This is a genomic window from Schumannella luteola (assembly GCF_013408685.1).
In the GTDB taxonomy this organism is placed as follows: domain Bacteria; phylum Actinomycetota; class Actinomycetes; order Actinomycetales; family Microbacteriaceae; genus Schumannella; species Schumannella luteola.
This window is the reverse complement of the sequence record NZ_JACBZY010000001.1, coordinates 1,596,702-1,618,591: the sequence shown is the minus strand read 5'-3', so window position 1 is coordinate 1,618,591 and position 21,890 is coordinate 1,596,702. Positions and strand designations below refer to the sequence as shown.

The window sequence follows — 21,890 nt, the reverse complement described above, 5'->3', positions numbered from 1 at the left end:
CGCCACACGCCCAATATATGAACGACTGTTCATATGAACAGACGGGAGAGCATATGGGCGCCGGACACAGCCACGGTCTCGCCATCGGCGACGCCGGCGCCGACAGCGCCGGCAGCGCCGGCAGCCGCCACCTGCGCGCCCTGGTCATCGCCGTCATCCTCACCGGCGCCTTCATGGTCGTCGAGTTCATCGTCGGCTTCGCCACGAACTCGCTCGCCCTCATCTCCGACGCCGGGCACATGGGCACCGACGTGCTCGGCCTCGCGATGGCGCTCACCGCCATCCTGCTCGCGCGTCGCCCCGCGACCGCCCAGCGCACCTACGGCCTCTATCGGCTCGAGGTGCTCGCCGCCCTCGCCAACGGCGTGCTGCTGTTCGGCGTCGCCGGCTACGTCATCGTCGAGGCCGTGATGCGTCTCGGCGATCCGCAGCACGTGCCCGGCCCTCCGCTGCTGATCACCGCGGTCGTCGGCCTCGCCGTCAACATCGTCAGCTTCCTGCTGCTGCGCTCCGGCGCCCGCGACAGCATCAACCTGCGCGGCGCGATGCTCGAGGTGATGGGCGACATGCTCGGCTCGGTGGGCGTGATCGTCGCCGCGATCATCCTCTGGACGACCGGATGGGCGTGGGCCGACCCGATCATCGGCGTCGGAATCGGGCTGTTCATCCTGCCGCGCACCTTCCTGCTCACCCGGCAGGCCCTGCGCATCCTGCTCGAGGTCGCCCCGAAGCACGTCGACGTGCCGAAGCTCGTGGCCCGCATCGAGGCGCTGCCCGGCGTCGACAGCGTGCACGACCTGCACGTCTGGACTCTCACCTCCGGCATCGAGAACTGCACCGGACACGTGCGCGTCGCCGAAGGCGCCGACTACGCGACCGTGCTCGAGTCGACGCAAGCCGTGCTCGACGAGAACGGCATCCACCACGCCACGATCCAGTGCGAGCCGGCGAGCTTCCGCGGCGAGCGCGAGCTGCCGGTCTGAGCCGGATTCGAGACCGACGGGGGTTATCGTGAGCGCGATGAGCAGCAGCGATGCGAGGGATGCGGCGGCCGCGACGGCGCCCGTTCCGGCTGAGGACGCCCGCGCTGCACTCCCCAGCGCCGCACTCCCCAGCGCCGCACTCCCCCGCGACGACGCGGTGGAGCACGTCGCCGACGTCTTCTCGCTGCTGGGCGATCCGGCCCGCGTGCGCATCCTCTCGGCGCTCCTCAACGGGCGGATGCGCGTGCGCGATCTGGCCGCGGCCGTCGGTTCGAGCGAGTCGTCGGTGTCGCACGCGCTGCGCCTGCTGCGCGCACACCGCGTCGTGAGCGTGCACCGCCAGGGCCGCGAGGCGCACTACGAGATCGACGACGCGCACGTGCGCGCGCTGCTGCAGCTCGCCCTCGATCACGTCGGCCACGCGAACCCGCTGCATCCGGTCGGCGACGAGCACTGACGGCGGCGGCCGGATCGGCCCAGTCGGCGCCGTCGGCTCCGCCGAACCAGCCAGCCTCCAGTCCGCCCGGCGCCCCACCCGCCGAGCCCGGCGCCTCGCTCATCCACTCGGCGAGATCCCAGGGAATCCTCCCTCGCCCGGCCGAGCCGGGGCAGGATGCGCGCATGGACGCCGGGCGCAGCGCGACAGGCGGGCCCGACGCTGCGCCGCTCGCGACGCGGACCGCCACGCGAACGGCCGCACGATCCGCTGACGCACGCGGCCTCGTCGCGGGCGCGATCGCGCTGGTGGTCGGCGCTGTGTTCGGCGCGATCCTGAGCTCGCCCGCTCCGCTGTGGGGCGCGGGATCGGTCGGGGCGGTCGCCGCGATCTTCGCCGGGCTCGCGGGCGGGGCCTCGTTCGCGGTCGGCTACGTGCTCGCGAGTCGCGGCGGCGCCCGCTGGCGCGCCCGTCGCCTGTGGCGGCACGTGCTCGACACCGTCGGCCTCGCGTTCACAGCCGCCGGCGTCGCCGTGCTGCTCACCAGCTCGCTGTTCGCGGTGCTCGCGCTCGCCTTCCGCGACCTCGAAGTCGATCGCCTCGCCGCGTCCGCCGTCGTCGCCGCGACGACCGGAGCGAGCGCCCTGATCATGTCGGCGATCGCCTCCGACATGACGACGCGCCGCCTCTCGGTGCTGCTCGGCCTGTTCCTGCTGGCCGGTTGCTTCGCCAGCATGCTGACGACCGAGCAGCCGGACTGGTGGCGCGCCAACTTCAGCACCCTCGGCGCCGGCACCGCGGTCTCGGCCGCCACCTTCAATCTGACGATCATCGTCGCCGGCACCGCCATCCTGACCCTCGCCGACTTCGTCACCTTCGACCTGCACGCCCGCAGCCGCCGTGCCGAGCGGGTGCACGGCCCGACGGTAGTGCGGGGCCTGCTGTTCGTCGTCGGAGTCGCGCTCATCGGCGTCGGCTGGGTTCCGGTCAGCGAGAACGAGCCGCTGCACAAGGTCTTCGCCTACGGGCTGCTCGCCGGCTTCGCCGCGCTGATCCTCGTGGTGCCGCTGGCGATCGCCGGGCTCACCCGCGCCTTCACGTCGACGACGACCGTGTTCCTGGCGGTGCTGCTCGGCATGGTGCTGCTCTACTGGCCCGTCGGCTACTTCAACACGACCGCGCTCGAGCTGCTCTCGGTCATCGTGATCTTCGGCTGGCTCATGCTCTTCGCCCGCACGATCGGCGACCCGGCGGAGTCGCCTCGCCTGCTCGAGACAGCGGACGCGCGCTCGGTCGGAGCCTCGGCGCGCGGCCTCGGCGCGGTCGCCGCGACGCCTTCTGCGGGGTTCACGGGATCGACGCGATCGCAGGGATGCACGCGACCCGGGTCCTTGGGATCTGCGCGAGCCCTCGGTCCGCTCACGGTCGACGCCGTGCTCGGGATCTCGGCGGGTCTCGCCGCCGGGCTCCTTCTCGGCCGGCGATCCTCGCGATGACGCTGGGCGGGACGCCCGGGGCGCCGCCCTGCGGCGGCGGTCCCGTCGAAGCGCTCCGGAACCTGGCGTGGCGACGGACCGAGGTCAGCCCGCCGTCGCCCCGGACGACCGGCCCCGCAGCGAGTGGATGCGCTCGATCAGAAGACCGATGCCGAGCGCCAGCAGAGTGCCGAGCAGTGCGCTGAGCAGGGGGCTGCCGCTGCGCCATCTTCCGGCGAAGATCCCGATCACCGCGCTGAACACGGCCCACGACAGCGCCGAGACCAGGCACAGCGGGATGAAGCGTCGTCGCGGGAAGCGCAGAGCACCCGCGGTCATGTTGATCACGACGCGGCCGACCGGGATGAACCGCCCGGCGAGCAGCAGCGGCGCAGGCCGGCGATCGAGCGCGTGCCGCGCACGGCCGATCGTGGCAGCCGAACGCGGCGTGCGCATCCAGCGGAATCGCGTCGACCCCACGCCGTGTCCGATCGAGTAGGCGATGTTGTCGCCGATCGCCGCGCCGAGCGCCGCGACCAGGCACAGCAGCACGACGCTGAGCGGATCGCTCGCCGAAGCCGCCACCGCGATACCCGCGACGAGCACGGTCTCGCTCGGCATGGGCGGGAAGAACCCGTCGACGATCGTCAGCGCGAACACGATCGGCAGCAGCCACGGCGAGGTGGCGGCCTGGGAGATGAGCTCGTTGACGACGTCCATGATCCGACGCTACGGAGCACCGCAGTGCACCACATCGACCGGAGGTCCCGAGGTCGTCAGACCAGGGAGTGACTCCACGGGGGACACAGCACTCGGGCGGAAGCAGCGCAGAGCGGATCATGCAGGGGCGACGCTGGTCGATCTCCCGACTCCCTCGCTGCGGCGGGCGCCTCAGCGCGACGCGTCCGACCACGTCGAAAGCCCCGAGACGACGAGATCCCGGGGCCTTCGAGCGCCGTGAGCGGACGGCGCGGACCGGCGGCGGGCAGCAAGCGGCATCAGGATGCCCACCCCGGCCGGGTCGGCGGGCGCTCGAAGCGCCCGGTCGGTGCGGAGGCGGCGGACCGCCCCCCGAGTCGGTGGGATGCCTCGGCTCAGAGCTCCCGCGCGAGGGCGGTCAGCACCTCGTCGTAGATCCCGAGGGCCTGCGCCGCCTCGTCGTCGGCGACCACGGCCGGCGGCACGACGTGGATGCGGTTGTCGGCCGTGAAGGGCAGCAGTCCGCGCTGCATCAGGAGCTTCTTCGCGCGGCCGATGTACCCGGCGGCGAGGGGTTCGCGGGTTCCGCGGTGGGCGACGAGCTCGAGGGCCCAGAACACGCCGGACCCGCGCACCTCGCCGATCAGCGCATGCTTCTGCTGCAGCTCGGCGAGTCCCGGGGCGAGCACGTCGGCACCGATGCGCTTCGCGTTCGCGACGATGCCCTCGGTCTCCATCGCGTCGAGTGCGCCGACGATCGACGCCATCGCGAGCGGGTGGCCCGAGTAGGTGAGACCGCCGGGGAAGACGCGCTCGTCGAAGGTCGCCGCGATGGCATCCGAGATGACGATGCCGCCGACCGGCACGTAGCCGGAGTTGACGCCCTTGGCGAAGGTGATCAGGTCGGGGGTGACGCCGAAGGCGTCGAGCGCGAACCACTCGCCGGTGCGGCCGAAGCCGGCCATGACCTCGTCGAGGATGAACACGATCCCGTAGCGGTCGGCGATCGCCCGCACGCCTTCGAGGTAGCCGGGCGGCGGCGTCAGGATGCCGGCCGTGCCCGGGATCGTCTCGAGCAGGATCGCAGCGACGCTGTCGGGTCCCTCGGCCTGGATCGTGCGCTCGAGGTGGCGCAGCGCGCGCTCGCTCTCCTGCTCGGGGGTCTCGGCCCAGAACTCGCTGCGGTAGAGGTACGGTCCGAAGACGTGCACGTGACCACGCGCGAACTCGTTGGGCACGCGGCGCCAGTCGCCGGTCGCGACGACGGCGGCGCCGGTGTTGCCGTGATAGGAGCGATAGGTCGACACGACCTTGTCGCGGCCCGTGTGCAGACGGGCGAGGCGGATCGCGTTCTCGTTCGCATCCGCACCTCCGTTGGTGAAGAAGACCTTGTCGAAGCCGGCGGGGGCGTGGCCGAGGATGCGCTGCGCGGCCTGGCCGCGCACGGCGACCGCGTGAGCGGGGGCGACGGTCGCGAGCACGGCGGCCTGCTCCTGGATCGCGCGGATCACGGCGGGGTGCTGGTGCCCGATGTTGGTGTTCACGAGCTGGCTGGAGAAGTCGAGGTAGCGGCGGCCGTCCGCATCCCAGACGGTGCTGCCCTCGCCGCCCGCGATCGTGAGCGGATCGAGCGAGCCCTGGGCCGACCAGGAGTGGAAGACGCTGCGATCGAGTTCGCGGATGCGATCGGCGCTGGTCGCCTGATCGAAGTCGTAGCCGCTCGTGAGGGTCATGGTGCTCGCGTTCCTTCCATCGGCGGCCGCTCCGCCTGGATTCATGGTGCGCCGATCCGACCGTCGAAGCGATCACGAAATGGAGCGACAGACAGCCGGCGATCACCACTCTGGCACGCTGGGCGCTGTTAGGGTCGGCGCACGGATCCTGTCGAGCGGAGGACCATGGAGCCGACGATCGACGGACTGCTCGCGGTGCGCGAGCTGCGGCTCCGGCTCGCCGGAACCGGCCCCGGCGGCAGCGCGACCGACACGACGGCCTATGGCATCGACGCCTTCGACGACACGGTGAGCCGACGTCGCCGCACGGCCCCGGTCGACTGGGTGCACAGCTCCGACCTCGACGACCCGACCGAGTTCCTCTCCCCCGGCACGCTGCTGCTGACCGACGGAAGCCAGTTCGGGCTCGAGCATCCGGATCGCTACGACTTCGGCCCTTACATCGACCGGCTCATCGGCGCCGGCGTCATCGGGCTCGGCTTCGCCACGCAGTTCCTGCACGCCGGCACTCCACCGCAGCTGCTGGCGGCCTGCGTCGACCGGTCGTTCCCGCTCGTGGAGGTGCCCGACCGCATTCCCTTCATCGCGATCATCCGCCACGTCGCCGAGGCGACCGCGGCCGAGCGCACCCGCGCGATGGAATGGTCACTCGGCGCCCAACGCGCGATCGCCCTCGCCGCGCTCAAACCCGATGGCATCTCCGCGATCCTCGTCGAGCTCGAATCGCGCCTCGCCTGCCGCGTGGCGCTCTTCGATGGCGCCGCGCGGCCGGTGCGTGTGCCGGCGGCGCGCGGGGTGGATCTCGCACTGCTGCCGACGATCACCGACGAGGTCGTGGCGGTGCTGCGCCGCGGACGCCGCGCCGCGTCGCGCCTCGACGCCGGCGGCGCCCGGGTGACCGTGCAGACTCTCGGGCAGCCCGGCGGCCTGCGCGGGGCGCTGGTGCTGCAGCACGAGCAGCCCCTCGACCGCGCCGCGACCGAGCTGGTCACGAGCGTGATCGCCCTGGCCAGCCTGGCGCTCGAACAGAACCGCGCCCTCGACGAATCGCGGCGGGCGCTGCGCGCGGGCCTGCTCGAGCTGCTGCTGGCCGGCAGCACCGCGGTCGCACGACAGACCGCCACGGCGGTCTGGGGCGGGTTCCCCGACGACCCCGTCACGGTGGCGCTGCTCGAGTCGTCGGCCGGCGGGGCGGAGCTGCGCGACGCGCTCGAGATCCTCGCCGACGAGAGCGCCGGATCGGTGTTCCACGCCGAGCGGGCCGGCCGCACGATCGTGCTCGTCGAGGCGGGAGGCGTCGACGCCGTGACCGAGGTCGCCGCCCGGCTGGGTCGCGTCGTCGGGCTGTCGTCGCTCGTCGCCTACGCCGAGCTCGCGGTCGGCGTCGACGAGGCCGCACACGCGCTGCGGCACGCGGCGCGCACCGGTGCGACGTCAGCGCGTTTCGACGATTTCCTCGGCGATGGGGTGCTCGGACTGCTGCACTCGGAGAAGGCGGAGCGCGTCGCCGCTCGGGTGATCGCGCCGCTCGCCGACTACGACGCCGAGCACGATGGCGACCTGATCGAGGCGCTCGACGTCTGGCTCGACGAAGGATGCTCCTGGGAGCGCGCCTCGCAGCGGCTCGGCATCCACCGCCACACCCTGCGCAGCCGCATCCGCCAGGCCGGAAAGGTGCTCGGCGTCGACCTCGACGGCTTCGAGGGACGACTCGAGGCGTGGACGGCGCTGCGGTTCCGCGCACGGGGCTGATCGCACCCGCTCGGGCAGATCGCCGGCGGAGACAGAAAGGTGCGGACCCGCGCCCATGTGGCGGGTCCGCACCATGGCGCGAGCCGGAGGACCACCTCCGCCGGCTCGCACCGGGGCAGCCGAGCCGCGCGGGGCGAGCGACCACCCCGCGCGAGCTGCCGGTTGTGTTCCGGCTTCCTCTAGTTCTGGGATCTCCGACTAGTTCTGGGGGAAGCCGAGGTTGATGCCGCCGTGGGAGGGGTCGAGCCAGCGGGAGGTGATGGCCTTCTCCTGCGTGAAGAAGTCGAACCCGGCGGGGCCGTAGGCCTTGTTCGCACCGAAGAGGGAGTCCTTCCAGCCGCCGAAGCTGTAGTACGCGACGGGGACGGGGATGGGGACGTTGATGCCGATCATGCCGACCTGGATCTCGGTCTGGAAACGACGTGCGGCGCCGCCGTCGTTGGTGAAGATCGCCGTCCCGTTGCCGAACTGGCCCGAGTTGATGAGCTCCACACCCTCCTCATACGAGGCGACGCGCACGACGGACAGGACCGGTCCGAAGATCTCCTCCGTGTACGCACGCGACGTGGTGGGCACGTTGTCGAGCAGCGTCGGCCCGAGCCAGAACCCATCCGCCTCGCCGTCGACGTCGATACCCCGCCCGTCGACGACGACCGTTGCCCCGTCGGCGGCGGCGATGTCGATGTAGCTGGCGACCTTGTCCCGGTGCGCCTCCGTCACGAGCGGTCCCATGTCGGGCTCACGGCGGCCATCGCCGATGCGCAGCTTGCCGATCCGCTCGGTGATCTTCGAGATGAGGTCATCCGCGACCGGCTCGACCGCGAGCAGCACGGACACGGCCATGCACCGCTCGCCCGCGGAGCCGAAGCCCGCGTTGATCGCGGAGTCGGCGACGAGGTCGAGGTCCGCATCCGGGAGCACGAGCATGTGGTTCTTCGCACCACCGAGGGCCTGAACACGCTTGCCGTTCTTCGCGGCGGTCTCGTAGATGTACTGCGCGATCGGCGTGCTGCCCACGAAGGAGATCGAGCGCACCTCGGGGGCGTTCAGCAGGCCGTCGACCGCGAGCTTGTCACCCTGCAGCACGTTGAAGACACCATCCGGCAGGCCGGCTTCCTTCCACAGCTCGGCCAGCCACAGCGCCGCCGACGGATCCTTCTCACTGGGCTTGAGGATGACCGTGTTCCCGGCGGCGATCGCGATCGGGAAGAACCACAACGGCACCATCGCCGGGAAGTTGAACGGGCTGATGATCCCGACCACGCCGAGGGGCTGCTTGATCGAGTAGACATCCACACCGGTCGAGACGTTCGAGGAGTAGCCGCCCTTGATCAGGTGCGGGAACCCCGTCGCGAGGTCGACGACCTCCAGGCCGCGGGCGACCTCGCCGGCGGCATCCGAGACGACCTTGCCGTGCTCCGACGTGATGATCTCGGCCAGCTCACGCGAACGCGCGTTCAGCAGCTCGCGGAAGGCGAAGACGACCTGCTGGCGCTTCGCGTTCGAGGTCGAGCTCCAGCCCGGGAACGCGGCCTGCGCGGCAGCCACCGTGGCGTCGATCTCGGCCTGATCGGCCAGTACGACCGACTTCGTCTGCTGCCCGAGAGCGGGGTCGAAGACCGGCGCGGTGCGACCGGATGCCGACTCGCTGATGGCGCCGTTGATCCAGTGCTGGACGAGGGGGAGGGAGTCGGACATGAGGGCCTTTCCGGGAGTGGTGACCGGGCCAGGCTAGGTCGGCGGCGGGATCTCATCCCGTGCCCGAATGTCGAGAGGATGGCCGACTCGACGCCATTTCGGGATGCCCTCGGCATCCGGTCCGGATCAAGGGTCAGACGATAGGGTCAGACAATCAGACGTGAGCGGCGCGATTCGACGCCGCGACCACCCCAGTCAAGGAGACGCACATGAAGATCGCCGTGCTCGGCGCCTCGGGCCACATCGGATCCAGCGTGGTGGATGCGCTCCGCGACCGCCACGAGGTCGTCGCCGTCACCCGGAGCAGCGCCCCCGGGCTCGACGCGACCGACGCCGCCGCGGTGACCGCGTTCTTCGAGAGCATCGGCGAGCTGGATGCCGTCGTCGCCGCCTTCGGCTCGGTCGCCTTCAAGCCGCTCGCCGAGCTGACCGCCGACGACTACCGCGATGCTCTCGCGAACAAGGCCCTCGCGCAGATCTCCGTCGCCCAGGAGGCCGTGCGCGCGCTGCGCGACGGGGGCTCGATCACGCTCACCAGCGGCATCCTCGCCCGCGAGGCGATCGCGACCGGCGCCGCCGCCTCGGCCGCGAACGGCGCCATCGAGTCGTACGTCATCGGCGCCGCCGCCGAGCTGCCGCGCGGCATCCGCATCAACGCCGTCAGCCCGACCGTGCTGCTCGAGGCCACCGGCTACCACTCGGCGTTCCCGGGCTTCAAGCCGGTTCCCGCGGCCGATGTGGCCCTCGCCTACGTCAAGTCGATCGAGGGTGTGCAGACCGGCCGCATCTTCGCCGTCTGAGCAGGGCGGCCATGCGCGCACCCGACGACGAGACGCCCGCTGGCACGGCTGACGACGGCTGGACGCCGGACTCCGTCGCGACCGGATCGATCGGCGCCATCCCGGTTCCGGCTGAGCCGACGACGACCTACCGCCGGTGGCCGGGGATCCTCGCGCTGATCATCCACCCGCCGATCTCGCAGTCGGGCGCCGCGCTGGCGGCGATCGCGATGACCTCGATCGGTCCGCCTGGCGTCGTCGCGATCCGCCAGCTGGTCGCGGCGGCCGTGCTGCTGCCGATCGCGCGCCCTCGCTTCTGGCGGTTCAGCCGCCGCACGCTCGGGCTGGTCGCGCTGCTCGGGCTCGCGACGGCGGTCATGAACCTGGGCCTCTACGGGGCGATCGATCGGCTGGGTCTCGCGCTGGCGGTGACCCTCGAGTTCCTCGGTCCGCTCTTCGTCGCGGTCGCCGGGGCGCGCCGTGTGCGCGACTTCGTCGCCGCCGCGCTCGCGGCGGTCGGCGTGCTCGTGCTGGTCGGCCCGGGCGGCACGACGGACTGGCTCGGTGTCGGGTTCGGTCTGGCCGGCGCCGCCGGCTGGGCGAGCTACATCTACCTCAACCGCTCGGTCGGCGCCGCCGTGCCGGGGTTCCAGGGCCCCGCTCTCTCCGCGTCGCTCGGCGCTGTGCTGACCGTCCCGTTCCTGATCGTCGCCGCGGTGGAGGGCCGGGTCACCCCGCTCGCGCTGCTGCTCGCCGCGGTGGCCGGCGTGTGCTGCTCGGTCGTGCCGATGGCGGCCGACGTGTTCGCGCTGCGCCGCATCCCGCCGCGGGTCTTCGGCGTGATGGCGACCCTGAACCCGGTGGCGGCCGCGGTGGCCGCCGTCGTGATCCTGCACCAGGCGCCGACCGTGACGGAGTGGGTCGGCATCGCCGTGATCGCCACCGCCAACGTCGCCGCCACGATCGACGTGCGCCGCCGCCGTGCGCGCCCGAGCAGCGAGGAGGCTGCCGCATGACCGAGACCACGACCGATCCCGCGGCGAAGCACGAGGACGACACCGTGCTCGTGGACGCCGCCGAGCTGCAGCGCTTCGCCGAGCAGGTTCTCGGCGCGATCGGCGCCCGCCCCGACGACGCTCGCGACATGGCGACGCAGATCGTGACCTCGGAGCTGTCGGGGCACGAGTCGCACGGGCTGCGCCGACTTCCGGAGTACGTCGCCCGCGTGCAGTCCGGAGCCACCGACCCGGCTGCGACGACCGAGATCGAGATCGACCGCGGCTCCGTCGTGCGGCTGCACAGCGCCCGCGGCTTCGGTCACCTCGCCCTGCGCGACGCCACCACGGTCGCGATCGACCGAGCCCGTCGGCACGGCATCGCCGGGGTCGCGCTGCACGGCAGCGACTACGCCGGTCGCCTGATCGACTTCGCCGAGCAGGCCGCCGAGGCGGGGGTCGCGCTTCTCGTCTTCACGAACAACAGCGGCTCCGGCCAGGTCGTCGCACCCCCGGGAGCGACCGAGGGCCGCCTGTCGACGAACCCGATCGCCTTCGGCATCCCGCGCGCGCAGGCGCCCCATCTGGTCATCGACCTGGCGACCAGCGCGGTCGCGATGGGTCGCGTCTCCGAGTGGCGCGACCGCGGCGAGACCATTCCCGAGGAGTGGGCGTCGGGCGACGTGCTGCACCCCTTCGGCGGCGCCAAGGGCTTCGCACTGTCGCTCGTCGCCGAGGCGCTGGCGGGCTCGCTCACGGGAGCGGGCACCGTCTCCGACGGTCCCGGAGCCGATGGGCAGGGCGTCTTCCTGGTCGCGATCGACGTCGCCGCGATGCGTCCGCTCGCCGAGTTCACCGCCGACCTTGATGCCGCGGCGGCGCACATCACGTCAGCCCCGGTCGCCGAGGGCGCTGCCCCGGTGCGACTGCCGGGAGAGGGCTCCTTCGCGACGGCGGAGCGCCGCCGCGCCGAGGGCACTCCACTGCAGCGCTTCACCTGGGATGAGATGGGTCGACTCGCCGAGCTCTGCGGCGTCGCGCCGCTGTCGCCGCGCGCCTGACGTCTCTCCCGCCCGAGCGAATCGAGCACGCAAGCGTCCCGATCACGAGAACGGCCCCGGACACCACCACAGGTCCGGGGCCGGATCGACGCGGATCGCGTCGGAGGATGACGACTCAGACGGTCGACATCCAGGTATCCGCCACCGTGAAGCCGGTGGGGTACGGGTCGGTGTGATCGAGCACGAGCTGCGAGAAGCCGCTGATCCACGCCTGCCCCGCGATCGCCGGGACGACAGCGTCGTAGGCGCCGACCGAAGTCAGGTCGTCGATCTCGCAGGTGAAGCGGCTGCTCGTGATCGACTCGTGCACGAAGGTCTCGCCGGGCTCGATGAGCCCCTGCGCGTGCAGCAGCGCGAGTCGAGCCGAGGTGCCGGTGCCGCAGGGTGAGCGGTCGCAGCGCCCCGGCGAGACGACGACCGTGTTGCGCGCGGTCAGCACGCCGTCCTCCCGGCGCAGCGGCCCCGTCCATTCGAGGTTGGTGATCCCGGGGATCGCGGGGTTCACAGGATGCTCGACCTCGACCTGCTCGATCGCCGCGGTCTTGATGCGCTCCCCCACCTCGGTGAGCACGCGCGCCTCGCTCGGGTCGAGGGTGTAGCCGAAGTCCTCCGCATCCACCATCACGAAGGTCATGCCGCCGTAGACGATGTCGGCCCGCACCTGGCCGATGCCGGGCACGTCGATCGTGAGGTCGCGGTGATAGACGAAGGCGGGCTGGTTGACGAGACGCACGCTCGTGACCTTGCCGTCCTTCACCTGACAGCGCACGCGGATGAGCCCGGCCGGCGACTCGAGCGTGAGCTCGGTGACCGGCTCGACGATCGGCAGGATTCCTGTCTCGAGCAGCACGGTGGCGACGCACATCGTGTTAGAGCCCGACATCGCCGGGTACTCCGTGGTCTCGAGGATCACGTAGCCCATGTCGGCCTCGGGGTGATTCGAGGGCAGGATGATGTTCGCGTTGTGCCACACCGCTCCCCGCGGCTCGAACAGCACGAGCTTGCGGATCTCGTCGCGGTTCTCTTCGAGGAACACGCGCTTGTCGAACATGGTCTCGCCGGGGACCTGCCCGACGCCGCCGACGATGACGCGGCCGCTCTCGCCTTCGGCGTGGGCGTCGACGACCTGCAGCATCCGGTCGAATCTCATGCGTACCTCCGTGGGTGTGGGCTGTGGCGCCGGAGCGGACTGCGGCGCGCGATGGTCTCGCGACCGAGGCGGGGTGGATGCTCAGCGCACGTAGTCGGCGCCGGTGACGTCGATCGTGGTGCCCGTCGCGTGGCGCGCGCGTCCGCTGGCGAGGAAGCCGACGACGGCCGCGACCTCCTCGGGCGGCGTGACCTCGCCGAGCGGGAGCGTGGCGGCGAGCTTCTCCAGCTCCTCGCCGGCGGCCAGCTCGGTCGCCACCCACGCCGGAGACACCGCGTAGGCGAGCACGCCCTGCTGGGCGTAGCCGCGCGCGATGCCGCGGGTCAAGGCGAGCAGACCGCCCTTGGCCGCCCCGTAGGCGAGGTGGTCGGCGTCGTCGCCACGGTGCGCCGAGCGACTGGTGATGTTGACGATCACCCCGCCGCGGCCGGCGAAGTGCTCGATCGCGAGGCGGCTGAGGTCCGCGGGCGCCTGCAGGTTCAGCGCGAGGTTGCGCTGCCATCCGGTCGCCCACGCCTCCGCGTCGTCGACGGGCGAGGAGAGCCAGGCGCCGGCGTTGTTGACGAGCACGTCGACGCGGCCGACGGCGGCGACCGCCGCATCCCACACCCGCTGGGGGCCGCCCGCAGCGCTGAGGTCGCCGCCCGCGAGGTGAACGCGGTCGCCGAGCTTGGCCGCGATCAGCTCGGCGGCGGAGCGGTCGGAGTTGAAGTGCACGACGACCGTGAGGCCCTGGGCGTGCAGCTCGCGCGCGATCGCGGCGCCGATCCCCTTGGACGCTCCGGTGACGAGGGCCGTGTGCGGCTGCACGACGGGTGCGGCGGTCATGAGACGGCCTGCGCGCCGGTGATCTCGACGACCGTGCCGGTCAGGTAGGGCGTCTCGTGGGAGGCGAGGAAGGCGACGAGCGCGGCGATCTCGCTCGGCTCGCCGATGCGCCCGAAGGGCACCAGCTTGTTGAGGTCGTCGACCGTGCGCCCGGTGCGGGCGAGGTTCGCCTCGACCATCGGCGTGCGCACCTCACCCGGGGCGACGGCGTTGACCCTCACGTTGTGCGGCGCGTAGTCGCGGGCGAGGCTCTGCGTGAACGACACCACCGCCGCCTTCGAGACGTTGTAGCCGATGTGACCGGGGGCCGGGTGCAGGCCCCACTGGGATGCGGTGTTCACGATCGCGCCCGTGCGCCGCTCGACCATCTGCGGCAGCACCGCGCGGGTGAGGTGGAAGATCGCATCCACGTTCACGTCGAAGGTGAGCGCCCAGTCGTCGTCGCTGAGTTCGAGCAGGGCGCCGCGGCGGTTGACGCCGGCGTTGTTGACGAGCACGTCGATGCGGCCGTGCTCGGCGAGCAGACCGGCGACGGCCGCGCGGATCGCCTCGGGCGAGCGCAGGTCGAAGGTGCTCGGCACCGCGGCGCCGCCCCCGGCGACGATCTCGTCGACCGTCCTCTGTGCCGCCTCGGCGACGACGTCGGCCACGATCACGGTCGCGCCCTCCTCGGCGAGGCGCGCGGCGATCGCGCTGCCGATTCCGCCGCCCGCGCCGGTGACGAGGGCGATGCGGTCGGTGAAGCGTGCAGTCATCGGTTGTCCCCCGGGTTCGCGAAGATGGTGCGGTGCCAGTCGCGGCGAGCCTCGCCCGTGCGGTCGTACATGACGTGCTTGACGACCGTGTACTCGTCGAAGGAGTACGTCGACATGTCCTTGCCGAATCCGGACTGCTTGAAGCCGCCGTGCGGCATCTCGCTGATGATCGAGATGTGGTCGTTGACCCAGACCACGCCCGCGCGGATCTCCTGCGTGGCGCGCAGCGAGCGGTAGACGTCGCGAGTCCACACCGACGAGGCGAGGCCGTAGACCGTGTCGTTGGCGAGACGGATGGCTTCGTCATCGCTGTCGAAGGGCGTCACCGCGAGCACCGGGCCGAACACCTCGTCCTTGACGATCTCGCTCTGCGGGTCGGCATCGGCGACGAGCGTCGGGCGGTAGTACGAGCCCTGCGCGAAGACGTCGCCCTCGGGGATGCCGCCGCCGATCACACGGGCGTAGTCGCGCGCGCGGTCGACCATGCCGGCCACCTTGTCGCGGTGGTCGAAGCTGATCAGCGGGCCGAGATCCGTGTCCGGATCCGCGGTCGGGCCGAGCACGACCTTGCCGTACAGCTCGGCGACGCCGTCGACGAAGTCCTGATAGAGCGAGCGGTGCACGATCGCGCGCGTCGCGGCCGTGCAGTCCTGGCCGGTGTTGATCAGGCTGCCGGCGACGGCGCCGTGGATCGCGGCCTCGAGGTCGGCGTCGTCGAAGACGACGAACGGCGCCTTGCCGCCGAGCTCCAGGTGCACGCGCTTCGCGGTCGTAGCCGCCGCATCCAGCACGGTGCGGCCGACGCCGGTCGAGCCGGTGAACGAGAGCATGTCGGTCTCGGGATGGCGCAGCAGCTTCGCACCGACCTCGCGCCCGCGACCGGTGACGACGTTGATGATGCCGTCGGGCACGCCGGCCTCGGTGGCGACCTCGGCGAACAGCGTCGTCGTCAGCGGGGTGGTGTCGGCGGGCTTCAGCACGATCGTGTTGCCGGCGGCGATCGCCGGCAGGATCTTCCACGCGGCCATCTGCAGCGGGTAGTTCCACGGCGAGATGGATCCGATCACGCCGATCGCCTCGCGGCGGATCGAGGAGGTGTGCGCGCCCGAGTACTCGGCCGTGGCCTTGCCCTCGAGGTTGCGGGCCGCGCCGGAGAAGAAGGCGACGTTGTCGATCGTGCCCGGCACGTCGAACTCGCGGGTGAGGCGGATCGGCTTGCCGGCCTGACGGCTCTCGAGCTGCGCGAACTCCTCCGCGCGCTCCTCGAGCAGGGCGGCGAACCTGCTCAGGGCAGCCGAGCGCTCGACCGGGGCCGCGGTCGACCAGCCGGGGAACGCGGCGCGGGCGGCCTCGACGGCCGCGTTCACGTCGTTCTCGTCACCGACGCTGACAGTGGCGACGACCTCGCCGTTCGACGGATCGATGACGTCCTGCGTGACGCCGGACTCGGATGCACGGCGACGGCCGTTGATGAACAGGCTCTCGCTCATGACGTATCAGCTCCTTGTGCTGCGGATGGTTCTGGTGCGGTGCGGGGTGGTGCGGATGGTTCTGCTGCGCGACGGCAGCGGGCCGCGGGCGCGGACGCCTACTGCGGTCCCCAGATGTCGCCGACCGTGTAGCCGGCGGTGAAGGGATCGCTGGGGTCGAGCGTCCAGCTGGCGCGCCCGGTCAGCCAGGCGCGGCCGGTGACAGTGGGCTGCACGGCGCTGCGGCCCGCGACCTCGGTCGCGGCCGTCAGCTCGCCGACGAACTCGGTGCCGATGATGCTGCGGTGCACGAACTTCTCGCCGATCTCGAGCTGGCCGCGCGCGTGCAGAGCGGCCATGCGCGCCGAGGTGCCGGTGCCGCAGGGCGAGCGGTCGAGCGCGCCCGTCCAGGTGCGCGGGTCGGCGGCCGAGAGCGGGCCGTTGGTCAGCACGACGGTGTTCTGCGAGGTGACGCCGGGCCTCCGGTCGCCGCTGTGCAGCATGATCAGGTTGACCGCGTCGATGGCCGGGTTCAGCGGATGCACGACATCCACCTGCTCCTGCGCGGCGAGCTTCACGAGCGCACCGGCGCGGGCTAGCTCCTTGCCCCGGGCCGGGTCGAGCTCGAGCCCGAGATCGGCGACGGCGACCTGGGCGAAGAACTGCCCGCCGAAGACGATGTCGACCGGCACGATGCCGAACTCGGGCACGTGCAGGGGGCGGTCGATGTCGACGACGAACGCGGGCACGTTGACGACGGTGACCGAGGTCACCTTGTCACCGCTGACGTTCGCGAGCGCGGTGACCGTGCCCACCGCGGTGTCGATGCGCACCTCGGTCACCGGCTCGACCATCGGCACCAGGCCGCCCTCGAGCGCGGCGGTCACGGCGCACATCGTGTTGCTGCCCGACATGGGCGTGAATCCGCCCTGCTCGAGCACGACGACCCCGAAGTGCGATTCCGGGTTCACCGGCGGCAGCAGGAAGACGGCGCAGAGGCCCGGGTAGCCGCGCGGCTCGCGCAGGATCGCCCGCCGGAGACCGTCGAGGTTCTGCACGCAGAAGTCGAAGCGCTCGGCCATCGTGTCGCCCTCGACGAAGTCGGCGGCGTTCACGATCACGCGGCCGGGCTCGCCCTCGGCGTGGACCTCGATGGTCTCCAGGCGGAAGATCGGCTCGGTCATGCGGCGGCGGGAGCGGCGAGCACGCCGAGGCGGTCGAGGATGCTGGCGAGACGCTCGCGCTCGGCGGCCGGCAGCGGCTGGATGGGCGCGCGCGGCGGGCCGGCGGGGTGGCCGATCAGCTCGAGCGCGGCCTTGATGCCGGCGACGTAGTTGACCGACTCGAGGAAGTCGCTGAGCGCCCAGAGCGGACGCCAGAGCTCGCGGGCCCGGTCGATGTCCTTCTCGTCGACGGCGACGCGCCACAGCTCGGCAGCCTGCTCGGGCACGATGCCGGCGACGCCCCAGACCGAAGCCTCCGCGCCGCTCGCGATCGCCGCGAGCGTGAGCGTGTCCCAGCCGTTGAAGGCCTTGATCTCGTCACCGCGCACGGCGACGAGCTCGGCGAAGGCGACCGCATCCCCCGAGGTGTCCTTCAGGTAGTCGACGCGCGGGATGCCGCCGAGCTCGGCGAGCTCGGCCGCGCCGAGCTTCACCCCGGTCGCGCCAGGCACGTTGTAGTACATGATCGGGATCGTGATGGCATCGCTGACCGCCGTCAAGAACACCTTGACCGCGTCGAACGACAGCGGGTCGTAGAACGGCGGCACGACCATGACGGCGGCCGCGCCGACCTTCTCGGCGTGCTGGGCGAGCTCGATCGCGCCGGCCGTGGTCAGGCTGCCGATTCCGGCGATGACGGGAACGCGGCCCGCCGCGGCCTCGACGTAGACCTCGATCACACGGCGGTACTCGGCCGGGGTGAGCGAGGTGAACTCGCCGGTCGTGCCGGTCGGCACGAGTCCGTGCAGGCCGCCGGCGACGAGGCGGTCGACCTGGCTGTGCACGGTGGCCTCGTCGAGGGCGGAGCCGTCGGCGGTGAACGGGGTGGTGACGGCGGCGAGGATGCCGGTCAGCTGGAGGGACATGGTGCGGTCCTTTCGGTGTGTCGTGAGGTTCAGCGGCCGCCGCGGAAGCGCGCGGGGGTGAAGGGCGCGAGCAGGGGCGAGGTCGCGCCCTGCAGGATCAGATCGGCGACGACGCGGGCGTTGCCGGGGGCGAGGGTGACGCCGAGCATCCCGTGACCCGTGGAGACGTAGGCGTTGCGGATGCCGCCGAGCTGGCCGATGATCGGCAGCCCGTCGGGCGTCATGGGCCGCATGCCGGCCCGGGCGACGGGGGCGGATGCCGGCGGCTCCCAGTCGCGGAAGTAGGCCTTCGGCGCGCGCAGGATCGCATCCACGCGCACCTGGTTGATGTTCTCGTCGAGCCCGCCGAACTCCATGGTGCCGGCGAGGCGCAGCTTGTTCGCGAGCGGGGTGATCGCGACCTTCGCGTCGCTGAGGTTGACGGCGCTCTTCAGCCCGTAGGGCGCGACCTCGACGCTGTAGCCCTTGCCGGGGCGCACCGGCAGCGGCTGCCCGAACAGCTTCGAGACGGGACCGGTCCAGGCGCCGGCGGCGAGCAGGAAGCGGTCGCCGTCGAAGCGGCGCGCACCGGAGCGCACCGCGGCGACCCGGTCTCCGCTGCGCTCGACCGCGTCGATCGGCGCGTTCTCGACGAGCTCGACGCCGAGATCGACGAGCTTGGCGTGAAGCGCCCGCATGAGCGACTCGGGGTCGACGTGGCGCTCCTTCGGGAAGAAGAGCCCGCCCTGCACCGCGTCGCTCATGAGCGGCTCCTGCTCGCGCACCTGGTCGCCGACGAGCGTGGTCGGCGCGAGGCCGTGGCTGTCGACGAGGTCGTAGTGGGTGAGGTGGTGCTCGAGGTTCGACTTGTCGAGGAACGCCATGAGCAGTCCCTCGTTGTGCATCTCGAAGTCCATGCCGTCGGCGCGGTACTCGTCGAACACCTCGATGGTGTTCTCGGCGAGCGCGAGGTGCGCCGCGAAGCCCGCGTGCTGCGCCTTCGCGTTCGAGGCGCGCCACATGCCGAGCATGAAGGAGACGAACGAGGGGGCGAGCGACGGGCGGATGTAGAGAGGACTGTCGGGGCGCAGCATCCACTTCAGCGAGGTGAGCACGACGCCCGGGCCGGGGACCGGCGCCGCCTCGGCGGGCACGATCCAGCCCGCGTTGACGGCCGCGGCTCCGAGGCCGGTGCCTCGGGCGTCGACCAGAGTGACCGTCTCGCCCTGACGAGCGAGTTCGTAGGCGGTGGTGAGTCCGATGACTCCTCCGCCGATGACTACCGTGTGCACAGCTGCAGTGGTCCTTCGTGTTGCTGGGTGATGGGATGGGCCGCCGGAGCGGGAGGCGGATGTCCGGCCACCCGCCCCGCGGATCAGAACCGCACGGCCTCGAGGAACTTCGCGAGGTCGGGGTTGTCGTTGTGGTTGAACGCCTCATCGGGTGTGGCGTTGACGGCGATCTCGCCGTCGTGGAAGAACACGACGCGGTCGGCGGCCTTCGACGCGAAGGCCATGTCGTGCGTGACGAGCGCGACCGCGATGCCCTCTTCCTGCTTGAGGCGCCGCAGCACCTCGAGCACCTCCGCCGCGACGGGCGGGTCGAGGGCGCTGGTGATCTCGTCGCAGAGCAGGAGCTTCGGCCGCATCATGAGCGCCCGGGCGATCGCGACGCGCTGCCGCTCGCCGCCCGAGAGCTGGGTGGGCCGGCTGCGCAGGTGGTGGGCCATGCCGACCTCTTCGAGCGCCTGCTCTGCCCGCTCCTTGGCCTCGGCTTTCGAGTAGCCGAGTCGCTTGAGCGGCGCGAGGGTGAGGTTGGCGAGCACGTCCATGTGGGGCCAGAGCGTGTAGGTCTGGAAGACCATGCCCACGTGCGCCTCGACGTCGTACCAGTCGTCGGTGCGCTCCTCGTCGTCGAACACCGTCTTGCCGTCGAAGTAGATGTAGCCGGCGTCCGGGTCGGTCAGTCCGGCGAGCGCACGCAGCAGCGTGCTCTTGCCGGATCCCGACTTGCCGATGATCACCGTGATGTCACCGAGCGACATGTCGAAGTCGACGTTCTTGAGGATCTGCCGGCCGCCGAAACTCTTCTGCAGTCCGCGAGCCGAGACGAGCACATCGCCCATCGAGGCCGTGAAGGTCCCGACCGCGGGGGTCGGTCCGGTGCTGGATGTCTGGCTCATGCCGTCGTCACCGCCGCTTTCGTTCGATTTCCCGGGAGCATCCGGGAGAGCAGGCTCGGGCCGCTGCCGCCGCCGCGCTCGTTGCCCTCGATCATGTTGCGCTCGATCTTGCTGGTGACCAGCGAGACCGGGAACGCGATGACGAAGTAGACCAGCGCCGCGACCGTGAACATCTCGAGCGAGCGGTAGCTGGTGGCCACGATGCTGTTCGAGACGAACATGAGGTCGGCGACGGCGATCGTCGAGACGAGCGCCGTGTCTTTGAACAGCGAGATGTTCAGCGACAGGATGACCGGCAGCTGCTGGCGCAGCGCCTGCGGGATGATGATGTGGATGGTGCGCTCGAAGGGCGTGAGCCGCAGCATCTGCGCCGCCTCGATCTGCTCCTTCGGCACCGCCTGGAATCCGCTGCGGTAGGCCTCGGCCATGAACGCCGTGAGGTTGAGCGTCAGGGCGATGACCGCCGAGGCGAACCCCGGCAGCGTGATGCCCGTCAGCGTCGGCAGCGCGTAGAAGATCCAGAAGAGCTGCACGAGCAGCGGGGTGCAGCGGAAGATCTCGATGTAGATCTGGGCGATCCACCGCACCGGGGCGACGCTCGACATGCGAGCGATCGCCACCGGCGCGGCGAGGATCATGCTGAGCACGATCACGATCACCGCGATCTCGAGCGTGGTCAAGAGCCCGTTCAGGAGCTCCGGGATGTTCCCGGTGACCACGCTCCAGTCGAAGTTGTAGTTCATTGCTCTCTCGTTCTCGTCGGTGCGGTCTCGTGCTCAGCCGCGATCACTGCTTCTGCAGATCGCCCAGGTTGTCGATCTCGAGGTAGCCGACCTCGGTGAAGGCCTTCTTCAGCTCGCCGCTGTTCTGCGTCGTCGCGATGGCGATGTTGATGACCTGCAGCGAGCGCTCGTCGATGTTCGCGGGCACGCCATAGGCGGCTCCCGACTGGTAGAAGATCGGGTCGGGCACGATGATCTTCACGTCGGGATCGGCCTGCGCCTGGCCCACGGCGGTGGGCGAGTCGGTCGCCTCGGCGGCGGCGCGGCCGGCCTTCACGGCAGTGAGCGCGCCGGTGTAGTCGGGCAGGTCGGTGACGGTGTATCCGGCGGCCTTGGCGCCGGAGCCGACGGCCGAGCCCTGAGCGCTGGCGATCGGCTGACCCGAGGAGAGGATCTGCTCAGCGGTCGAGTAGGGCGAGTTCGCCGGCACCACGAGAACGCCCTGGTAGGTGAGCACGTTGTCGGTGAAGCGGATCGACATCGAGCGCTCGACGGTCGGGTCGAGGTAGGCGGCGAAGTCGTAGCGACCCGCCTGCAGACCGGCGACGATGTTGCCCCACTCGGCCGGGACGGTGGTCACCTTGACCTTGAGCTGCTTGGCGAGGTTCTCGAGCGGCAGGATGTTGGGTCCGCCGTACTTGCCGCTCTTCAGCTTGGCGGTGAGCGGCGGCGCGAGCGCGATGCCGATGCGCAGTTCGCCGCGCTGCTTGATGCCGTCGAGGAACGGCGTCGTGGCAGCCGCGCTGCTGCCGGGTGCGGCGGCCGCGCCGCCGCCCCTGACCGTCGCGCCGATGTAGCCGCCGAGCAGGGCGAGGATGATGACGCCGATCACGATGAGGACGGAGCGACCGGTCGAACCCTGCTGCTTGCGCTTGCGGGAGGAGGTTGAGGACATGGCGACCCTTCTAGAGGCAGTGCGAGGGAGTGCTGCGTGGAGGACGCGGATCGCCGAGGGACGGCGATCCACGGGTGACGGCTAGGCCGTCGGTCGTGCCGTGGATCCGCGGTCAGCGAGGAATTGCCCTGGTGCGGGGATACGTCGTTG

General features: G+C 71.2%; 20 protein-coding genes. 7 read left to right on the top strand and 13 right to left on the bottom strand.

From position 1 onward, the window contains the following. Nucleotides 1–53 precede the first annotated feature (53 nt). From BJ979_RS07175 to BJ979_RS07165, 3 genes are all read left to right on the top strand, one after another. Complete coding sequence (locus BJ979_RS07175; protein WP_179566605.1) at nucleotides 54–983, top strand: cation diffusion facilitator family transporter; 930 nt, start codon at nucleotides 54–56, stop codon at nucleotides 981–983. Between the two features lie 37 nt (nucleotides 984–1,020). Next, entirely contained in the window at nucleotides 1,021–1,440 is a 420-nt protein-coding gene (locus BJ979_RS07170) for an ArsR/SmtB family transcription factor (protein WP_179566603.1), read from the top strand. A 164-nt stretch (nucleotides 1,441–1,604) separates the two neighbouring features. Then, the gene (locus BJ979_RS07165) at nucleotides 1,605–2,915 is read left to right on the top strand and encodes a DUF998 domain-containing protein (RefSeq protein ID WP_179566601.1); all 1,311 of its coding nucleotides are present in this window, start codon (nucleotides 1,605–1,607) and stop codon (nucleotides 2,913–2,915) included. Nucleotides 2,916–2,999: 84 nt separating this feature from the next. Here BJ979_RS07165 and BJ979_RS07160 read toward each other — a convergent pair whose 3' ends face one another. Both BJ979_RS07160 and BJ979_RS07155 read right to left on the bottom strand, forming a co-directional pair. Further along, a complete protein-coding gene (locus tag BJ979_RS07160) occupies nucleotides 3,000–3,614 on the bottom strand; it encodes a DedA family protein (protein ID WP_179566599.1) in 615 nt (204 codons plus the stop codon). 374 nt (nucleotides 3,615–3,988) lie between these two features. Beyond that, nucleotides 3,989–5,326, bottom strand: a complete 1,338-nt coding sequence (locus BJ979_RS07155; RefSeq protein WP_179566597.1) for an aspartate aminotransferase family protein — start codon at nucleotides 5,324–5,326, stop codon at nucleotides 3,989–3,991. A gap of 165 nt (nucleotides 5,327–5,491) precedes the next feature. Here BJ979_RS07155 and BJ979_RS07150 point away from each other — a divergent pair, with 165 nt between their 5' ends. Continuing rightward, nucleotides 5,492–7,078 carry a PucR family transcriptional regulator ligand-binding domain-containing protein gene (locus BJ979_RS07150; protein ID WP_179566595.1) on the top strand — a complete coding sequence of 529 codons (1,587 nt, stop codon included), beginning with the start codon at nucleotides 5,492–5,494 and terminating at the stop codon, nucleotides 7,076–7,078. A 198-nt stretch (nucleotides 7,079–7,276) separates the two neighbouring features. Here the strand turns inward: BJ979_RS07150 and BJ979_RS07145 are convergent, their stop codons facing one another. Next, nucleotides 7,277–8,776: a CoA-acylating methylmalonate-semialdehyde dehydrogenase gene (locus BJ979_RS07145; RefSeq protein ID WP_179566593.1), complete on the bottom strand. Its 1,500-nt coding sequence runs from the start codon at nucleotides 8,774–8,776 to the stop codon at nucleotides 7,277–7,279. A gap of 209 nt (nucleotides 8,777–8,985) precedes the next feature. Here BJ979_RS07145 and BJ979_RS07140 point away from each other — a divergent pair, with 209 nt between their 5' ends. Genes BJ979_RS07140 through BJ979_RS07130 form a run of 3 tightly spaced genes read left to right on the top strand, consistent with a single transcriptional unit; the run spans nucleotide 8,986 to nucleotide 11,611 of the window. Next, a complete protein-coding gene (locus tag BJ979_RS07140; RefSeq protein ID WP_179566591.1) occupies nucleotides 8,986–9,576 on the top strand; it encodes a short chain dehydrogenase in 591 nt (196 codons plus the stop codon). An 11-nt stretch (nucleotides 9,577–9,587) separates the two neighbouring features. Continuing rightward, complete coding sequence (locus BJ979_RS07135) at nucleotides 9,588–10,571, top strand: EamA family transporter (RefSeq protein WP_246286716.1); 984 nt, start codon at nucleotides 9,588–9,590, stop codon at nucleotides 10,569–10,571. After that, nucleotides 10,568–11,611, top strand: a complete 1,044-nt coding sequence (locus tag BJ979_RS07130; RefSeq protein WP_179566589.1) for an Ldh family oxidoreductase — start codon at nucleotides 10,568–10,570, stop codon at nucleotides 11,609–11,611. The genes BJ979_RS07135 and BJ979_RS07130 overlap by 4 nt, the downstream gene beginning before the upstream one ends. Before the next feature lie 115 nt (nucleotides 11,612–11,726). On the opposite strand, the gene BJ979_RS07125 is transcribed toward BJ979_RS07130, so the two are convergent. The 10 genes from BJ979_RS07125 to BJ979_RS07080 all read right to left on the bottom strand — a co-directional run bounded on the left by BJ979_RS07125 (nucleotide 11,727) and on the right by BJ979_RS07080 (nucleotide 21,740). Next, nucleotides 11,727–12,761 carry a proline racemase family protein gene (locus BJ979_RS07125; RefSeq protein ID WP_179566587.1) on the bottom strand — a complete coding sequence of 345 codons (1,035 nt, stop codon included), beginning with the start codon at nucleotides 12,759–12,761 and terminating at the stop codon, nucleotides 11,727–11,729. Nucleotides 12,762–12,842: 81 nt separating this feature from the next. Beyond that, nucleotides 12,843–13,589, bottom strand: coding sequence for an SDR family NAD(P)-dependent oxidoreductase (locus BJ979_RS07120; RefSeq protein ID WP_179566585.1), 747 nt, complete (start codon nucleotides 13,587–13,589; stop codon nucleotides 12,843–12,845). Further along, entirely contained in the window at nucleotides 13,586–14,344 is a 759-nt protein-coding gene (locus BJ979_RS07115) for an SDR family NAD(P)-dependent oxidoreductase (RefSeq protein WP_179566583.1), read from the bottom strand. The genes BJ979_RS07120 and BJ979_RS07115 overlap by 4 nt, the downstream gene beginning before the upstream one ends. Continuing rightward, nucleotides 14,341–15,834, bottom strand: a complete 1,494-nt coding sequence (locus tag BJ979_RS07110; protein ID WP_179566581.1) for a gamma-aminobutyraldehyde dehydrogenase — start codon at nucleotides 15,832–15,834, stop codon at nucleotides 14,341–14,343. The genes BJ979_RS07115 and BJ979_RS07110 overlap by 4 nt, the downstream gene beginning before the upstream one ends. Before the next feature lie 98 nt (nucleotides 15,835–15,932). After that, complete coding sequence (locus BJ979_RS07105; RefSeq protein WP_179566579.1) at nucleotides 15,933–16,997, bottom strand: proline racemase family protein; 1,065 nt, start codon at nucleotides 16,995–16,997, stop codon at nucleotides 15,933–15,935. Then, nucleotides 16,994–17,902 (bottom strand): dihydrodipicolinate synthase family protein, encoded by a 909-nt coding sequence (locus tag BJ979_RS07100; RefSeq protein WP_179566577.1) that lies wholly within the window; start codon nucleotides 17,900–17,902, stop codon nucleotides 16,994–16,996. Before BJ979_RS07100 ends, BJ979_RS07105 begins: the two co-directional genes overlap by 4 nt. Before the next feature lie 29 nt (nucleotides 17,903–17,931). Next, entirely contained in the window at nucleotides 17,932–19,173 is a 1,242-nt protein-coding gene (locus BJ979_RS07095) for an FAD-dependent oxidoreductase (RefSeq protein ID WP_179566575.1), read from the bottom strand. An 83-nt stretch (nucleotides 19,174–19,256) separates the two neighbouring features. Next, complete coding sequence (locus BJ979_RS07090; RefSeq protein WP_179566573.1) at nucleotides 19,257–20,063, bottom strand: amino acid ABC transporter ATP-binding protein; 807 nt, start codon at nucleotides 20,061–20,063, stop codon at nucleotides 19,257–19,259. Next, entirely contained in the window at nucleotides 20,060–20,806 is a 747-nt protein-coding gene (locus tag BJ979_RS07085) for an amino acid ABC transporter permease (RefSeq protein ID WP_179566571.1), read from the bottom strand. The genes BJ979_RS07090 and BJ979_RS07085 overlap by 4 nt, the downstream gene beginning before the upstream one ends. Nucleotides 20,807–20,849: 43 nt before the next feature. Beyond that, nucleotides 20,850–21,740 (bottom strand): substrate-binding periplasmic protein, encoded by an 891-nt coding sequence (locus BJ979_RS07080; protein ID WP_179566569.1) that lies wholly within the window; start codon nucleotides 21,738–21,740, stop codon nucleotides 20,850–20,852. Between the last annotated feature and the right edge of the window lie 150 nt (nucleotides 21,741–21,890).

Bases quoted from the DNA above. Each gene is read 5' to 3' on its own strand.
- BJ979_RS07110 (WP_179566581.1), bottom strand. From the start codon at position 15,834: ATGAGCGAGAGCCTGTTCATCAACGGCCGTCGCCGTGCATCCGAGTCC.
- BJ979_RS07085 (WP_179566571.1), bottom strand. From the start codon at position 20,806: ATGAACTACAACTTCGACTGGAGCGTGGTCACCGGGAACATCCCGGAG.
- BJ979_RS07125 (WP_179566587.1), bottom strand. From the start codon at position 12,761: ATGAGATTCGACCGGATGCTGCAGGTCGTCGACGCCCACGCCGAAGGC.
- BJ979_RS07170 (WP_179566603.1), top strand. From the start codon at position 1,021: ATGAGCAGCAGCGATGCGAGGGATGCGGCGGCCGCGACGGCGCCCGTT.
- BJ979_RS07100 (WP_179566577.1), bottom strand. From the start codon at position 17,902: ATGTCCCTCCAGCTGACCGGCATCCTCGCCGCCGTCACCACCCCGTTC.
- BJ979_RS07130 (WP_179566589.1), top strand. From the start codon at position 10,568: ATGACCGAGACCACGACCGATCCCGCGGCGAAGCACGAGGACGACACC.
- BJ979_RS07150 (WP_179566595.1), top strand. From the start codon at position 5,492: ATGGAGCCGACGATCGACGGACTGCTCGCGGTGCGCGAGCTGCGGCTC.
- BJ979_RS07175 (WP_179566605.1), top strand. From the start codon at position 54: ATGGGCGCCGGACACAGCCACGGTCTCGCCATCGGCGACGCCGGCGCC.
- BJ979_RS07165 (WP_179566601.1), top strand. From the start codon at position 1,605: ATGGACGCCGGGCGCAGCGCGACAGGCGGGCCCGACGCTGCGCCGCTC.
- BJ979_RS07115 (WP_179566583.1), bottom strand. From the start codon at position 14,344: ATGACTGCACGCTTCACCGACCGCATCGCCCTCGTCACCGGCGCGGGC.
- BJ979_RS07090 (WP_179566573.1), bottom strand. From the start codon at position 20,063: ATGAGCCAGACATCCAGCACCGGACCGACCCCCGCGGTCGGGACCTTC.
- BJ979_RS07140 (WP_179566591.1), top strand. From the start codon at position 8,986: ATGAAGATCGCCGTGCTCGGCGCCTCGGGCCACATCGGATCCAGCGTG.
- BJ979_RS07135 (WP_246286716.1), top strand. From the start codon at position 9,588: ATGCGCGCACCCGACGACGAGACGCCCGCTGGCACGGCTGACGACGGC.
- BJ979_RS07155 (WP_179566597.1), bottom strand. From the start codon at position 5,326: ATGACCCTCACGAGCGGCTACGACTTCGATCAGGCGACCAGCGCCGAT.
- BJ979_RS07145 (WP_179566593.1), bottom strand. From the start codon at position 8,776: ATGTCCGACTCCCTCCCCCTCGTCCAGCACTGGATCAACGGCGCCATC.
- BJ979_RS07160 (WP_179566599.1), bottom strand. From the start codon at position 3,614: ATGGACGTCGTCAACGAGCTCATCTCCCAGGCCGCCACCTCGCCGTGG.
- BJ979_RS07105 (WP_179566579.1), bottom strand. From the start codon at position 16,997: ATGACCGAGCCGATCTTCCGCCTGGAGACCATCGAGGTCCACGCCGAG.
- BJ979_RS07080 (WP_179566569.1), bottom strand. From the start codon at position 21,740: ATGTCCTCAACCTCCTCCCGCAAGCGCAAGCAGCAGGGTTCGACCGGT.
- BJ979_RS07120 (WP_179566585.1), bottom strand. From the start codon at position 13,589: ATGACCGCCGCACCCGTCGTGCAGCCGCACACGGCCCTCGTCACCGGA.